Source organism: Algoriphagus persicinus, assembly GCF_035156415.1.
GTDB lineage: Bacteria > Bacteroidota > Bacteroidia > Cytophagales > Cyclobacteriaceae > Algoriphagus > Algoriphagus persicinus.
The window spans coordinates 1-15,716 of sequence record NZ_JAYEEY010000007.1 but is presented as its reverse complement, the minus strand read 5'-3'; the positions used below and the strand labels follow the sequence as shown (position 1 = coordinate 15,716).

Genomic DNA, 15,716 nt, shown 5'->3' with positions numbered 1-15,716 from the left:
AAAGCCAACTTAGGAATGATGTGGCTTTCTAGTTTAATCTATCATTTCTGATTTTTTTTAAGTCTACCACTTTTATCCCATACGCGTTTGCATAGTCTGCAAGTTTGGAATCCCCAGTTATCAGAAAATCACATTCTTTGCAGATTTCTAGAACTCCTGAATCTGTTAATCCAAGATCAAAAAAAGCTTGAGACTCCAAATTGGATTTTGACTCTATAAATCTCTCAGTTGATTTTGAAATCAATTCTTTTAAAACTTGGTAGTAAGTCCAACGATGCCCTTTTTGAAAGTTATTTAGAAGGTTGTCAACTTCCGTCAAGACATTTGGGGTTGTCAATATTCTTTCCAAGCTTCCAATTAAAAAAGTCAAGTTTTCAAAGTCAATTGATTCGAAAATTGAAGTTCTTTTATGGGTAGAAATTAGTGATTTGTCAATAAGGCCTACGACTAAAAGTATCAAAGCATTGGTGTCTATAAAAATCATTTTGACTCGGAAAACATGTAGATTCCAACCACTTCTTTATTTTCATCGATTTTCAGTCTCTTATATATTCTTTCATAAGGTAGAAAGCTAAAGACTGAAACTGCTGAGCTACCCCTGTTTTTATTTTCCTGTAGATATGAAACAACAACATCCCATGCCTTTTCTTCTTTTTTAAATTCTATTTGTTCAAGCCGAAAATCGGATTCCTGAATATTGATCAATTCCGCAAATTGCTTTTTCGCTGCTTCAAAGATTTCTTTAAGAGATAGTTCCATTTCTATTTTTTTCCAATTTATCAAATCTCAATTTAATTTCTGCCACATTGATCATAATAAATGAGCAATGCATACCTGAATCCATGATTCATTTAAATAAATTCTGATCATTCTGGACTCTAAGTAAGTCCGGTACTTTCGCCAAACTATTTGATATTTATTATCAAATCTCAAAAAAATACTTTAGCAGTTGGGTGGTTTTTTAATGCCCAAAGTTATGATAAGCTTGGGTTAACCTTTCATTTAAAAGTCCTTGTTATATTTAAAGTTCATCAATAACTTGATTACAATGAAATATCTTCCTTTAATTTTTATGCTTTTTGCTTTAAGTTTTGTTTCCTGTAAGCCTACAGAGAAAGTTGAGGAATCTTCTAAACAATGGTATAAAGGCAATCTCCATACCCATTCTTATTGGTCTGACGGGGATGATTATCCGGAAATGATTATGGATTGGTACAAGTCGCATGAATACGACTTTGTGGTTTTATCTGATCATAATATTTTAGCAGAGGGTGAAAAATGGAAGCTGATTCCAAAATCCCCATCACATGAAATGGGCTATCAAAAGTATGTTGAGAAGTACGGTGATCAGGTGATATCTAGAGAAGATTTGGCAGGTAGGATTGAAGTCAAATTGAAAACATTAGCAGAATATGCTCCTATGTTTGAAGAGCCCGGTGAATTTCTGATCATTCAATCTCAGGAATTATCAGATTCATTCGATAAGAAGCCTATTCATATGAATGTGACGAATGTCCAAAAGGAGATAACCCCACAGGGCGGAAATTCAGTTTCTGAAGTTATGCAAAGAAGTCTGGACAAGGTAAAAGCTCAGCGTGATTCCACGGGTGTACCTATGTTTTTGCATATCAACCACCCTAATTTTATCTGGGCAATTACGCCTGAGGATATTATTGCTTTGGATGGTGAGCGATTTTTCGAAGTGTATAATGGTCACCCACTCGTTCATAATTATGGCGATTCACTTCGTCCAGGCATGGAGGCTCTTTGGGATCAAGTTCAGGTAGCTTATCTGGAAGATGAGAAGCCACTACTATATGGTTTGGCGGTGGACGATTCACATAATTACCATGTTTTCGATCAAAATAGCAGTAATCCAGGCAGAGGGTGGGTAATGGTTTTGGCGGAAAGTTTGGATCCGGCTTCTCTCGTTGAAGCAATGGAGCTTGGAGATTTTTACTCCAGCACTGGAGTGACTTTGGAGTCTATTGATTTTGATGGGGAAGTGCTCAATGTTGACGTTAAACCCGAAGAGGGAATCACTTATACAATTCAGTTTTTTGGCACAAAGAAATCTAACCCTGAATCTACTGGTGTATTGCTGGATGAGGAGAATGGGGAAAAAGCATCTTACAGCCTAGAGGCAGATGATATGTACGTCCGTGCTAAAATCATTTCTTCCAAACCGAAAGAAAATCCATATCAGTTAGGCGATATGGAAGTTGCCTGGACACAGCCAGTAAAGCAGTATTGATTAAATTCTTGAGTACTTCGTGGATTTGAGCGAACTTGGGCATATTCTCAAATCAGAAATCATTTATTCCTTGCAATCACGCCCATTTTCCTACCTTTTTTCCATTTCCTACTACGGTGCCCGATATAAAGGCTGGGCACCTCAACCTAATCAGCTGACTGTGCAGCGGAGATTGGAGCGAGTACTGCGACATGTGCTCAGTCATGAGGATTTTTCTCTGATCGGAGCTAGCAGAACGGACTCGGGGGTTTCTTGTGTTGGGGGATTTGTACAGATTTTCCTTCGGGAAAAAGTAGATATGAATTCCTTATTGCCAGAATTCAATGCGCATCTTCCACAGGATATTCAACTAAATTCAGTGCAAGACGTGAGTGCTAACTTCAATCTGATCCAGTCAGTCAGCCAGAAAACCTACCGCTATTATTTCTCAAACTCCAAAGATTTCCATCCTTTTGCTTCAGCTTTGATAGTCAATGTAGCAGGAAAGTTGAATTGGGAATCCATGGAGGAAGCGTGTCAAATGTTTGTCGGAAATCATGACTTCCGAGCGTTTTGCAAGCCTTCGGAAAACAAGACTGATTATAAACGAGAGGTACTTTCGGCTGGTATTTTTACATCAAAAGAATTTCTCGGGCAGTTTTTTCCACAGAAAATTTATTACTTCGAAATCACTGGATCAGGTTTTCTTCATCATCAAGTGCGGATGGTGATGTCTGCCATTTGGCAAATAGGCAAAGGAGAAATAGATTTATCAGAAATCTCTGCTCGGTTTGAATCCCCTGAGGGTTTTGAGAAATTACCTCCAGCACCAGTGAATGGATTGGTGCTTTGGGAAACGATCTTACGGAATTTATGAGAGATGAATTTTTGGTTGCGTCGCTGCGCCGTTTCGAGATAAAAAAAACTCAAAGCTTTAACTCAAACACATAATCATCCATCACATAACCATTTCCTATGTCGATGATTTCCTCTTTAATCTTAATAAAGCCCAAGTATTCGTAGAAGTCAATCGCTCCTTGATTGTATTTATTGACGTTTAGCAGCAGACTGGTCTGCTCATTTTCCAAAGCAATTTCTTTGATTGCATTGATCAATTTCTTTCCAATGCCTTTCCCTTGAGCGGTTGGCAAAATGTAGATCTTATGGATTTTTGTCTTCCCGGGTTCCTGATTGAGTTCAAAACCTGCGAACCCCAATTTCTCCCCATCCTCATCAGCAAAATGAAAATGATATTCATCACTTGCCTGCTGCTCAAGTGTCTCCAAGCTATACATCCACTTGAGCATGTAATCAATTTGTTCTGGGTTGAGAATGTTTTTAAAAGTATCTGGCCAAGTTCGATGTGCTATGGATTGAACATGGATTAGCTCTCTTTTTTGGGCAGGAACGATAGTTACCATTTTTAAGATTAGTTGAAACAGGTATAAAAGTAAGAAAACCGACCTTTAAGATAAAAGATCGGTCTTGATGAGGAGTAATGTTGAAGATTTTTATACTTTTTTAGGTTCTGGATGTATATAGCCTTTTCTGTAAGGTCTTCTCAATCTTTCGGTCGCTTCTTTATCGCCAATTACTGTCATGCTCTTTGGATCGTATTTCAACGCTCGACCGCCCAAGTCCATGGAAATATTAGCCAGAATACATGATGCTGTAGAAATATGCCCATCTTCAATGTCAGCAACAGGCAGTGAGTTATTTTGGATCGCTTTCAACCAATCCTGCATGTGGAGTCGAGTGGCTGGAGCTGCATTCAGCTCGATATCAGGCTCATTCAAATCTTCTGGATATTTCTCTCGTTCGAAAAGGCAATCAAAATGTATCGGCTTTTCATCCTTATCTAATGGAGTGTAATCTGCCTGCATAGTACTTCCAGCCAGCATTCCTTTTTCACCAAAAATTTTAAAGGCCCATGGATACTCGGGGTCGTCTGGATTTCCCCAAGTTCGGTGTTGCCAAACTACATTGAGCTCTGGATATTCGAAAATTGCTGATTGCGTATCTGAAATATTTGATTTCCCCTCTTTCTGAACAAAGATTCCGCCAGTGGAAGTGATCTGGGTTGGCCAGCCAAGTTTAAGCATCCATCGAACAGTATCCAGCATATGCACACACATATCACCTGTGATGCCATTTCCATATTCCATAAATGTTCTCCACCAACGTCTATGTGGTAAACCATCGTATGGTCTCATTGGAGCAGGGCCTGTCCAAAGGTCATAATTTAAAAAATCCGGAATGGGCTCGACTGGCGGATTGCCATTGGCACGCATGTGAAAATAGCAGCAAACTTCCACATGAGAAATCTTGCCTAGCTTTCCTGTGTCAATGATCTGCTCCTTTGCATCGATCAAATGCGGGGTGCTTTTGCGCTGGGTTCCTACTTGGACCACTTTTTTGTATTTTCTGGCGGCTGCGATCATCGCTTCACCTTCTATTACGTCAACTGAAATCGGCTTTTGCACATAAACGTGCGCTCCGGCTTTTAACGAGTCAATTGCCTGAAGAGCATGCCAGTGATCAGGCGATCCGATCAAAACATACTCAGGTTTTTCCTTAGCTAAAAGTTCTTTATAGTCTTCATAGAGCGCAGGTACTTTTCCTGACTTTTGGCGGGTTGCGACCATTTCTCCAGCAGCTTTTAGCATATTTTTGTCTGGATCGCATAGTCCGACTACTTCCACATCTGCTACTTGAATGAGGCGAAAAAGGTCTGATTTCCCATACCAGCCTGCACCGATTAATGCTACTTGTAGAGGGCCTTCTCGGTCTTTGAAATCCATCCCTAGAAGGCCGAAACTTGCGAGGGTTGCCAAAGCGGAAGAGCCTTTTAGGAAATCTCTTCGATTAAATGAATTCATAAATTAAGGGTTTGAGGGTTATTTTGGCTTATAAGTTACAAAAAGTCAAAACCTTAGCAACTAGAATTAGATGAATGGAAAAAGAATGAATTTGATAGCTGAGATTTTTAATTTCAAACTCAAACTTGATCTGGCTCCGGATGTGTATAAGCATCCCGATAAGGTCTTCTCAAAAGATCAGTAGCTTCCTCATCACCCACCACTGTCATGGTTTTGGGATCATATTTTAGTGGTCTTCCATTAAGTTCCATAGACATATTTGCCAAAATGCAGGATGCTGTGGAAATGTGACCCTGGAGAACGTCAGCAACCGGCAAGGTGTCTTTTTCAATTGACTGAAGCCAGTCTTTCAATTGTTCTCTAGTCGCTGGTGCCGCATGGATTTCAATGTCTTTTTCAGTGACATCTTCTGGATATTGCTCTTTCTCCAGCACTACTGGATAATGGATTGGTTCACCATTTTCCTTTCCTTCAGGGTAGTAATCTGCCCGCATAGGACTTCCTGCTAGCATGCCATTTTCTCCGTAAATCTTAAAAGCCCAAGGATAATCCTTGTCCACAGGGTTTCCCCAGGTGCGGTGCTGCCAGACTACATTCATTTTGTCAAATTCAAAAAGCGCTGTTTGGGTATCCGCAATATTGGAAATGGAATCGTTGTCCATATAGATCCCCCCGGTGGAAGTCACCTGTACAGGCCAGCCCAAATCCAGCATCCAGCGCACGGCATCCAGCATGTGTACACACATGTCGCCCACGATGCCATTACCGTATTCCATAAATGCCCGCCAGCCTCTATGCAAAATCCCACGATATGGAAGCATAGGAGCAGGACCAGCCCACAGCTCATAGTTTAGGTTTTCTGGAACTGGGGTAACGTCTGGATGGCTTCTATTTCGCATATGGTAATAGCAGCAGACCTCCGCATGGGAGATTTTACCGAGCTTTCCCGAATCGATTATTTCCGTCTTTGCTTGAACGAGGTGTGGCGTGCTTCTGCGCTGTGTTCCGATCTGAACTTTGCGGTCGTACTTTCTAGCTGCCGCCAAAATCGCTTCGCCTTCGATCACATCTACAGAAATTGGTTTTTGCAAATAAACATGTGCCCCAGCCTTTAGGGAGTCTATCGCCTGAAGAGCATGCCAGTGATCAGGTGTTCCTATCAACACATATTCAGGTTTTTCTTTGGCCAGAAGCTCTTTGTAATCTTCGTAAAGTGCTGGGACTTTTCCTGACTTTTGTCTTGTTGATACTAATCTTCCAGCCTCTGCCAACTGCTTGCTGTCCACATCACAAAGCCCAACCACTTCTACCTCTGCCACTTGTATCAACCGGAAAAGATCAGACTTACCATACCATCCTGTACCGATCAGTGCTACTTGCAGTGGACCTTCCCGGTCTTTAAAGTCCATGCCAAGCAAGCCAAAACTGGCCAGAGACATCATGGTGGCACTTCCTTTTAAAAATTCTCTTCGGTTTAGGGGATTCATAGGTTTTTGGGTTGGAGGAAAATAGTGCATCAAATTACAAAAAGCTCAAACAATGACAAGAAGTTTTAGGACGTGCATAAGTTTTGAGAGGAAAATAAACCACCCATTTTAATTGGTACTCTGAGTTAAGGATTACTTCCAAAAATTATTTGGCAGTCCAATCCAATTGCCTTCCTTCTTCCTGAGCTTGTTTATCTTTTGATGTACCCACTGCTATTCCGATAGCCATTCCAATCGGAAGTCCAATTCCTAAAAATGCCATATTTCCCAACGCAGCACCAAAAGTAACTCCTAAAGGGATTCCAAAAGCAGCCATTCCCAGAGCCAGCCATTGGAGTTGATAATAGTTTTTGGAAACTATTCCAAGTTCATTCTCTAGGAGCTTGAGGATGGCTGATTGCGCAGAAGTGATTTGCTTAATCAGTTGGGGATCTGGGCCTAGGAAATTATTCACTCCCGTCACGATTTCATTGATTTGGGACTCGGTGGCAGCAGGTATTTTTTTAACTCTAAGTGCATCTAAAAGAGAACTTAAATTATGAGATGCTTTGGCAAGTTTTGGATTTTCTTCGAAAGAGGGTTGTGGAGTGAGGTAGAAGAGGGACATGTTTTTGGGTTGCTATTGTAAATTATCCAAGTCATCTTGATCCTTAGGTCTATTAGAAGCAGTTTTGGCTTTAATTAAATCATTTTTATGAATTGTTCTGACTTTTAAGCCACCATCGTCAAATATCTTTGCTTGTTCAAAAGTTTTATTGAAGTCTAAACCCTTTACCGCCGTCATGATATCAATGGCTACCGGGGATTTTCCAAAGGAAAACACGTCCCAATCAGGATGATTCAAGAAATTTTCCAAAGTCATATCGAAGACAGGCATTCCAAATTCATAAAATGCATCTACAAGCTTTTTATAGTTGTTTTCAGTTTTTCGAACCCATAAATCCATATCACCGGTAGTTCTAGCGTATCCATGAATAATCACAGAGAACCCACCAACGAGTATGTAATCTACTTCTTGGTGATTTAATGCTTTTAAAAAATCGCGAAAATCATCTTCAAAAATATTTCCCATTATTTTCTGGATTTCATGCAGAAAGCAGATCTGTCCATCCTAGGTGGATTTTCTAAATCGTACCCGTAAGCTATGCTATTAAGGTACTTATGGATTCGCATCCTTTCTTGCCAAGTCAAATTCCTGTATTCTTCCCCATAATTAACTTGTTCAGAAGCATTTCTTGCTTTGAAGGCGGAGCGGTCGAGACGAAATTTTTGAGTAGAATCAGGCATGAATAATTGTTTGAACCTTACTAAGGTAAGAATTCGACGAAACTTCTTAATCACCCAACTCCCATCTTCCGTTTCCTGTCTTCCCGCTCCTAAAACTTCACACCAAACCGTTCTCCCAATTCAGTCAAATCCTTGACCACGGGATCAAGCAATGGAATTCCTTCTTTCATACGAATAGCTTCCAGTTCCCGTTCAGGATCTCCAGGGATCAAAACTTTTTCATTTCCAGGTGTCGGTTTGGCTGCACGGAATCGAGTGATCCAATTGTCCATGTGCGCTTTAAATTCATCTGCAGGACGGAATGCATCTACACGCATCGCTCCAAAAAAGTGTCCGATTCCTTCACCGACTGGATTGGGATCTGGCTCTAAGAATGCCACGAATGGCGGAACCCATGGTCCATAATTGGCTCCCGAAAGCACTGCTGAAAAAATATCAACGATTGAACCAAGCGCATAGCCCTTATGTGATCCATGCTCCCGATCGCCACCGAGTGGAAGTAAAGCTCCTCCGTCTTTTACGCCATTGGCAGAGGTAGTTGGATTGCCATTTTTATCCTGCACCCATCCCGTTGGAGTGTCCATGCCTTTCCGTTGCAAAATTTCCAACTTCCCATTAGCAGCCGTAGTTGTGGCCAAATCTGCTACAAATGGTGGTTGATCTTTGGCAGGTATTGCCACTGCAATGGGATTAGTTCCCAATAGTCTTTCCTGCGAAAAAGTAGGCGCTACCAGCGGACTGGCGTTTGTCAAAGAAATCCCGATCATATCATGATCTAATGCCTGCATGGCATGGTAGCCTGCAATGCCGTAGTGATTAGAGTTTTTCACAGAAACCCATCCTGTCCCGGCAATTTTAGCTTTCTCAATAGCTACTTTCATCGCATAAGGAGCTACGACCAAACCTAAACCCCCATCCCCGTCCACCACCGCAGTGGAAGGTGTCTCATGTACCACCCGTAAATTAGGAGTCGCATTGATTCTTCCTTTTTCCCATAATCTTACATAGCCTGAAAGTCTGGCCACACCATGACTATCCACTCCGCGGAGATCAGCTGAGAGCAACACATCAGCAGCCGTTTTGGCTTGCTCATCCGGACAGCCGATTTTGTCAAGCAAGCCTAAAGTAAATGAGTGAAGTTGTTCATAGGAATAGGTCATAAGTATAGGAGATTAAACTGGCAAATAACTAGTAGCCAAAGATAAGAAAGGAAATTTTCGAAAAACCCTAAAGGGCTGATTGCTCTGGAACAAGCAAGGAGGCGATAGCACCTTCTTTCAATGCATAATGAGAACATGTGATAAAATCAACCTCGATATACCGCAGAATAAATTCGATCAGGCTCGACGCAACTACAATCATATCGACACGCATGGGGATCATTCCAGGAATCAGCAGACGCTCTTCTTTGTTTTTGCTCAAAATTATGCGATGAATAGCTTCGTATTCTTCCACTGGCAACTCAAATACATGTCGGCCGGTGAGTTTGCATTGTAGCATGGATTCAAAGTAAATATCCGTCAGCGTATCAAAAGTCCCTGAAGCACCCACTAACCCAACTGGTTTGTAGGTGCTAATAGCCTCAATCAATGGCTGGAGTTTTTGTTCTAAATAACTTTCCAGTTTATCGATTTCTTCTGGGAGAATGGGGTCGTGGTAGTGAAAAAGTTCCAACAAACGCTGACCTCCTATTTCAAAACTTTGTTTCCAGAGGGATCCTTGACTATTGCCAATAATGAATTCCACAGAACCACCTCCGATATCCATCATTAGTTCTGTTTGACCATTGAGCGAGCCGGAAAGTCGGATGCCTTCATAGATCATCTGTGCTTCCTCAGTGCCGGATAATACTTGGATGTTTATTCCAATGGTTTCTTTGACCTTTTTGACGAATTCAGGGCCATTTACTGCATTTCGTACAGCACTGGTAGCAAAAGCAAAAACCTGATCGATGTGCTCGCCATCGATCAGGTTTTTGAAATGTGTGAGCGTATGAAAAGCTCGTTTTATAGCATCCTCGGCAAGGGTATTCTGATTGATGCCACCTTTTCCCAATTTGACAGGGATTTTCTCCTTGTAAATCGTCTTGAAACTTACACCATCTAATTCAACCAATAACAAATGAAATGTATTGGTCCCCATGTCTATCACCGCTGCCTTTCGGGTACTCATACGCTGCCAATTTTTTGGATGGGCGAATATAGAAAGTTATTTGAAATGAGGTCTTTCTACTTTTATTTAAATGCCCTTTTTTTTAAAAAGTCCTGGATAAACGCACTTCTAAGTCTAATGCGGTGTTTTTTGTACCAACTCGATTTGCGCATCTATATTTCTCGATTAGTACAAACACACATTTACACAAAACGCATTTGGGTAGGAATTTTTCCATAGCTGACAAAGCCTGCTATATTTGAGCAAGTCTAATAACTAATGTATGAGCAAGCAGGATAAACCCAATTATACTTTGCCAGGAAAAGAAGGGAAGGTCGAATTACTGAACAAGAAAAATGCAGAAGCCTTATTTGGAGGAGGTGAAAAACGAATTGCTTCCCAACATAAGAAAGGCAAACTCACCGCCCGAGAGCGTGTGGAACTACTGATTGATGAAGGGACGTTTGAGGAGATTGACAAATTCGTGATGCATAGGGCAAAGGATTTTGGCCTGGACAAAGAGCATTACCTTGGTGATGGAGTGATTACGGGATATGGAGAGGTTAACGGCCGACTGGTTTACATATTTTCTCAGGACTTTACAGTTTTTGGAGGATCGTTATCCGAAACCCATGCCGAGAAAATCTGCAAAATCATGGATATGGCTATGAAAAATGGAGCACCGGTGATTGGATTGAATGATTCTGGTGGAGCGAGAATCCAAGAAGGAGTGAATTCACTTGGTGGCTATGCCGATATATTTTATAGAAATACACTCGCTTCAGGAGTGGTGCCACAGATCTCAGCGATCATGGGGCCATGTGCAGGAGGAGCGGTTTACTCACCAGCGATAACTGACTTTATCTTGATGGTGGAAAACACATCTTATATGTTTGTGACAGGGCCAAATGTGGTGAAGACTGTAACTCAGGAAAATGTCACAGCAGAGGAACTTGGTGGGGCTTCAGCGCACAGCACTAAAAGTGGCGTGACTCATTTCTCTTGCCCAAATGAGTTGGAATGTATTCTGCATATAAAAAAGATCTTGAGTTACATGCCTCAAAACTGTGAGGAAATTGCTCCCGTTTATTCCTATGAATTGTTAAAGGATGAAAGCCGGAAAGAATTGGACAGCTTGATTCCAGAGAATCCAAATCAACCCTATGATATGCGCGATGCAGTGAGAGGTATTGTGGATGAGGATTCATTCTTGGAGGTACATGAAAACTTTGCAGACAATATTGTTGTTGGCTTTGCTAGAGTGGCTGGTAGAAGTATAGGCGTGGTGGGTAATCAACCGCAATCTATGGCAGGTGTATTGGATAATGACGCTTCTGTCAAAGCGGCAAGATTTGTGCGGACTTGTGATAGCTTCAATGTCCCGCTTTTAGTTTTGGTAGATGTACCGGGGTTTTTGCCAGGAACAGATCAAGAATGGAATGGGATAATCACGAATGGGGCAAAATTGCTGTATGCATTTTCGGAGGCCACCGTGCCGAGAATTACGGTTATTACCAGAAAAGCTTATGGAGGTGCATACGATGTAATGAACTCCAAACATATCGGCGCCGATCTTAATTTTGCCTGGCCAACAGCCGAGATTGCAGTAATGGGAGCTAAGGGTGCTTCGGAAATTATCTTTAAAAAAGAGATCTCAGAAGCCGAAGATCCAGAAGCTAAACTTCAGGAAAAAGTGGAGGAGTACACGGCTAAATTTGCAAATCCCTATCGAGCAGCTCATAGAGGCTTTATTGACGAAATCATTATGCCTTCTGAAACGCGAGTTAAACTAATTAGAGCTTTCAAAATGCTAGAGAACAAAGTGGATAAAATCCCACGGAAGAAGCACGGGAATATTCCTTTGTAATACATTCAATTATCAATTTCAAATACAATTTTCAATATGGATTCGAATACCTTTTTATATAAATACTTAAATAACGCCTCCCCAACTGGTTTTGAATCATCAGGTCAGCAGATTTGGCTGGATTATGTCAAGCCATTTGTGGATGATTATTTTACTGACAATTACGGAACCGCGGTTGCAGTCATCAATCCAACGGCTGAATACAAAGTGGTGATAGAAGCCCATGCCGATGAGATCAGCTGGTTTGTTAGCTACATCAAAGAGGACGGTTATATATATGTGCGTCGCAATGGAGGCTCGGATCATATGATTGCGCCATCTATGCGAGTGAATATCCACACAGACAAAGGAATGGTTCCAGGAGTTTTTGGATGGCCTGCTATTCATGTTCGGAAAGAGGGAAAAGAAGATGCCCCAACTTTGGATAATATTTTCCTAGATGTTGGCGCCAGAACTAAAGAAGAAGTGGAGGAAATGGGGATTCATGTAGGCTGTGTGATTACTTTCAAAGATGAGCTAACCGAATTAAACGGAAAATTCTATTCAGGAAGAGCACTTGATAATAGAATAGGCGGATACATGATTGCTCAGGTTGCTAAAAAAATAAAGGAGTCCAAAAAGAAACTCTCCTTTGGTCTTTATATAGTAAATGCGGTACAAGAAGAAATAGGTCTGCGTGGAGCACAAATGATTGCACACAAAATCAAACCCAATGCGGCAATTATTACGGATGTTTGTCATGATACTACAGCACCTTTATATAATAAAGTTACAAGTGGTGATTTTACAGCTGGGAAAGGGCCTGTTTTAACTTATGGTGCTTCTGTACATAAAAAACTTCTGGATCTTATCATTGCAACGGCCAGAAGGAATGAGATTCCTTTTCAGCGATCAGCTGCATCAAGGGCGACAGGAACAGATACGGATGCATTTGCTTATTCTAACGAGGGCGTACCTTCTGCATTGATTTCACTTCCCTTGAAATACATGCATACAACAGTAGAGACAGCTAGTAAGGATGATATCGAGCAAGTGATCAACCTGATGTACGAATTTTTGCTTGAGTTTGACCCCACATTTGATTTTAAATACATTAAGTAAGTCTAGGATTTAGCGTCATTTGAGCTGTCGGGTAAACTATGGGCATGAAATATATAGACCAACTCAAGCGAAGTATTTCTATTGCGAACCCTCCTCAACGGATCATTTCTCTAGTACCTTCTCAAACAGAATTGCTGGTTGATTTAGGTTTGGAAGAAAGAATTGTGGGCGTAACCAAGTTTTGTATTCATCCCAAAGGCTTAAAAAAGCGTAAAGCTATAGTCGGTGGGACAAAGAATTACCGGTTTGAAGTAATAGATTCTTTAGAGCCAGATTTGATTATTGGGAATAAAGAGGAAAACGAGCAATCCGAAGTGGAGAAATTGATGGAAATGTATCCTGTTTGGATGAGTGATATCAATACCTTGGAGAATAGTCTGGAGATGATTGAGGATTTTGGAAAAATGCTAAGCGTAAAAGCTAAAGCTGAAGAAATCATCAAGCAATTGAATTTAGATTTTGCTTTACCACTTCCTAAGAAGGGAACGGCCATTTATTTGATTTGGAACGATCCTATCATGGTAGCTGGAGTTGATACCTTTATTAATGAGATGCTGGGCTTTGCAGGTTTCGAGAATTTGATCCAAACTTCCCGCTATCCACAGTTCTCGATTGAGGAGTTGGTTGAGTTGAATCCTGAACACCTATTACTCAGCTCAGAGCCTTTTCCTTTCAGTGAGGAGCACGTTAAATTTTTTCATTCGCTATTGCCGAAGGCTAAAATCAAATTAGTGGATGGGGAAATTTTTTCATGGTATGGAAGCAGGTTATTGAAAGCAAGATCTTATTTTGAGCGCCTGTAGTGCAAGTATTTTGATAACATGAATATAATGGCGCTACCGCCCGTGAAAAAATCTAATTAAGCGAGATACTTTATTAAAAATTTCAATTAACTTTTGGGTTCAATTACTTTGAAAATTACCATAATATGAAAAATACAAGATATGCATGGGTGGCAATATTCGCCTTGGCTTGGTCATGCGGCCCTAAGCCAGCTGAAAATTCAGTTACCGAAACAGTTGTTGAAGAAGTTTTAGTGCCGGAAAACTCTCTTACAGAGGAGGAAAAAGCTGATGGCTGGATGCTACTTTTCGACGGAACAAATACAGATGGTTGGAGAGCCTTTAATGGAGATAGTTTTCCTTCAGATGGCTGGACAGTTGAAGATGGCGCTTTGAAAGCGCTGGGAAAAGGAGGGGATATCGGTGGAGACATTGTTTTTGCGCCGGTAGAATTTGAAGAGTTTGAGATGGAATGGACTTGGAAAATAGCTCCGGGTGGAAATAGTGGAGTTCTTTATCACGTGGTTGAAGACCCGAAGTACGATGCTCCCTACGAGACCGGGCCAGAGTATCAGATGATTGATCAGCTTGGTTTTGCAGATCCATTAGAGAAATGGCAATCAATTGGCGCGGATTATGCAATGACTGAACCTGATTACGAAGGTGCAGTTAAACCTGCAGGAGAATGGAATACATCAAAAATCATCTTCTCTGAAGAAGGTTCGAGCTATTATTTAAATGGAAAGAAGACAGTTGAGTTCGTTCCTTTCTCAGAAGCGTGGACGGCTGCCCGTAATTCTGGCAAGTGGAATGACTTCCCTGATTATGCTATTTCAAAAACTGGTTTGATTTCCCTTCAGGATCATGGCGCAGAGACTTGGTTCAAAAACATTAAAATTAGAAAACTATAAAATCGATCATAATTACAAGCATGCGAGATTTTACATAACATTGGAAATACAAATTATAAAAATATGAAAAAGATATTAGTGATGCTGCTGTTGCTGGCCACTGTGAATTTTGCCCATGCGCAGAAGAAAGTAAAACTATTTAATGGTAAGGATCTTTCAGGTTGGACCATTTATGGAACAGAAAAGTGGTACGTGGAAGATGGATTGTTGGTTTCTGAAAGTGGCCCAGATAAAGGGTATGGGTACTTAGGGACAGATGAAGAGTATGATGATTTTGAAATAAACTTAGAATTCAAGCAAGAGGCAAATGGTAACTCGGGGGTATTTATTAGATCTACTGTAGATGGGACTAAGGTTTCTGGCTGGCAAGTAGAGGTTGCTCCTCCGGGTAATGATACTGGTGGGATCTACGAATCATACGGTAGAGGATGGTTAGTGAAGCCGGATCCGGAAAAAGACAAGAATTTGAAGTTTGGAGAATGGAACAAAATGAAGATTGTAGTCAAGGGAGATAATGTAACATCCTATTTGAATGGCGTGGAGATGGTAAACTTCTCAGATGCTAAAATAGGAGATGGAAAAGGAGGTATTAACCTACAGATTCATGATGGTGGTGGGATTAAGGTTTACTGGCGAAACATTGTTTTGAAAAAGCTTTAATAAGCGATAAGGAATAGTTGAAATGCCCTGAAGATTCATTTTTCAGGGTATTTTTATTTTGCAAAAACTTTTCATGTTCTTTATCAGGGGATTATGAGAGTTGGGGATAAAACCTTAGATATTCCCTTGCCGCTAAAATAAAAAGGCAGATATTTGCACTCCCAAACGACGCAGACGGTGTCGGGGCTGAGCGGAAAGCGGCTCAAGTAAGTAGAAAAACTATTAATTTAAGCGGGAGGTTTTGGAAGTCAAAAATGATCTTTTACCTTTGCGCACCCATCTGAAGAGAAGGGGATAAAGCAGGAGGGGTTCAGGCCACTGAAAAACTTTAGAAATTAATTTGCGGAGGGTATTGCGG

17 protein-coding genes are annotated in these 15,716 nt (G+C 41.0%); 7 read left to right on the top strand and 10 right to left on the bottom strand.

All coding sequences use genetic code 11. The annotated features are described in order from the left end of the window. Window positions 1-28: 28 nt before the first annotated feature. Both U3A58_RS07035 and U3A58_RS07030 read right to left on the bottom strand, forming a co-directional pair. Window positions 29-484 carry a PIN domain-containing protein gene (locus U3A58_RS07035; RefSeq protein WP_323822697.1) on the bottom strand — a complete coding sequence of 152 codons (456 nt, stop codon included), beginning with the start codon at window positions 482-484 and terminating at the stop codon, window positions 29-31. After that, window positions 481-759, bottom strand: a complete 279-nt coding sequence (locus tag U3A58_RS07030; RefSeq protein ID WP_323822696.1) for a hypothetical protein — start codon at window positions 757-759, stop codon at window positions 481-483. Before U3A58_RS07030 ends, U3A58_RS07035 begins: the two co-directional genes overlap by 4 nt. 289 nt (window positions 760-1,048) lie before the next feature. Between U3A58_RS07030 and U3A58_RS07025 the strand changes: the two genes are divergently transcribed. Both U3A58_RS07025 and truA read left to right on the top strand, forming a co-directional pair. Continuing rightward, the gene (locus tag U3A58_RS07025; protein ID WP_323822695.1) at window positions 1,049-2,254 is read left to right on the top strand and encodes a CehA/McbA family metallohydrolase domain-containing protein; all 1,206 of its coding nucleotides are present in this window, start codon (window positions 1,049-1,051) and stop codon (window positions 2,252-2,254) included. 19 nt (window positions 2,255-2,273) lie between these two features. Beyond that, window positions 2,274-3,110, top strand: a complete 837-nt coding sequence (truA, locus tag U3A58_RS07020) for a tRNA pseudouridine(38-40) synthase TruA (RefSeq protein WP_323822694.1) — start codon at window positions 2,274-2,276, stop codon at window positions 3,108-3,110. Between the two features lie 49 nt (window positions 3,111-3,159). On the opposite strand, the gene U3A58_RS07015 is transcribed toward truA, so the two are convergent. The 8 genes from U3A58_RS07015 to U3A58_RS06980 form a co-directional block, all read right to left on the bottom strand. Beyond that, the gene (locus tag U3A58_RS07015) at window positions 3,160-3,654 is read right to left on the bottom strand and encodes a GNAT family N-acetyltransferase (RefSeq protein ID WP_323822693.1); all 495 of its coding nucleotides are present in this window, start codon (window positions 3,652-3,654) and stop codon (window positions 3,160-3,162) included. Between the two features lie 90 nt (window positions 3,655-3,744). After that, entirely contained in the window at window positions 3,745-5,112 is a 1,368-nt protein-coding gene (locus U3A58_RS07010; RefSeq protein WP_323822692.1) for a Gfo/Idh/MocA family oxidoreductase, read from the bottom strand. A 119-nt stretch (window positions 5,113-5,231) separates the two neighbouring features. Next, entirely contained in the window at window positions 5,232-6,599 is a 1,368-nt protein-coding gene (locus U3A58_RS07005; RefSeq protein WP_323822691.1) for a Gfo/Idh/MocA family protein, read from the bottom strand. 145 nt (window positions 6,600-6,744) lie between these two features. After that, on the bottom strand, window positions 6,745-7,206 hold the full coding sequence (locus tag U3A58_RS07000; protein ID WP_323822690.1) for a hypothetical protein: 462 nt from the start codon (window positions 7,204-7,206) through the stop codon (window positions 6,745-6,747). A gap of 12 nt (window positions 7,207-7,218) precedes the next feature. Beyond that, window positions 7,219-7,671 (bottom strand): nucleotidyltransferase, encoded by a 453-nt coding sequence (locus U3A58_RS06995; RefSeq protein ID WP_323822689.1) that lies wholly within the window; start codon window positions 7,669-7,671, stop codon window positions 7,219-7,221. Next, window positions 7,671-7,886 carry a hypothetical protein gene (locus tag U3A58_RS06990; RefSeq protein ID WP_323822688.1) on the bottom strand — a complete coding sequence of 72 codons (216 nt, stop codon included), beginning with the start codon at window positions 7,884-7,886 and terminating at the stop codon, window positions 7,671-7,673. Before U3A58_RS06990 ends, U3A58_RS06995 begins: the two co-directional genes overlap by 1 nt. An 89-nt stretch (window positions 7,887-7,975) precedes the next feature. Beyond that, the gene (locus U3A58_RS06985) at window positions 7,976-9,046 is read right to left on the bottom strand and encodes an Ldh family oxidoreductase (protein WP_323822687.1); all 1,071 of its coding nucleotides are present in this window, start codon (window positions 9,044-9,046) and stop codon (window positions 7,976-7,978) included. A gap of 67 nt (window positions 9,047-9,113) precedes the next feature. Continuing rightward, window positions 9,114-10,058 (bottom strand): Ppx/GppA phosphatase family protein, encoded by a 945-nt coding sequence (locus U3A58_RS06980; RefSeq protein ID WP_323822686.1) that lies wholly within the window; start codon window positions 10,056-10,058, stop codon window positions 9,114-9,116. Between the two features lie 262 nt (window positions 10,059-10,320). Between U3A58_RS06980 and U3A58_RS06975 the strand changes: the two genes are divergently transcribed. The 5 genes from U3A58_RS06975 to U3A58_RS06955 all read left to right on the top strand — a co-directional run bounded on the left by U3A58_RS06975 (window position 10,321) and on the right by U3A58_RS06955 (window position 15,358). After that, entirely contained in the window at window positions 10,321-11,904 is a 1,584-nt protein-coding gene (locus U3A58_RS06975) for an acyl-CoA carboxylase subunit beta (protein WP_323822685.1), read from the top strand. A 36-nt stretch (window positions 11,905-11,940) separates the two neighbouring features. Next, a complete protein-coding gene (locus U3A58_RS06970) occupies window positions 11,941-13,005 on the top strand; it encodes a M42 family metallopeptidase (protein WP_323822684.1) in 1,065 nt (354 codons plus the stop codon). A gap of 44 nt (window positions 13,006-13,049) precedes the next feature. Further along, complete coding sequence (locus U3A58_RS06965; protein WP_323822683.1) at window positions 13,050-13,808, top strand: helical backbone metal receptor; 759 nt, start codon at window positions 13,050-13,052, stop codon at window positions 13,806-13,808. A gap of 125 nt (window positions 13,809-13,933) precedes the next feature. Further along, window positions 13,934-14,698, top strand: coding sequence for a 3-keto-disaccharide hydrolase (locus U3A58_RS06960; protein WP_323822682.1), 765 nt, complete (start codon window positions 13,934-13,936; stop codon window positions 14,696-14,698). A gap of 63 nt (window positions 14,699-14,761) precedes the next feature. Further along, entirely contained in the window at window positions 14,762-15,358 is a 597-nt protein-coding gene (locus tag U3A58_RS06955) for a 3-keto-disaccharide hydrolase (protein WP_323822681.1), read from the top strand. Window positions 15,359-15,716 lie beyond the last annotated feature (358 nt).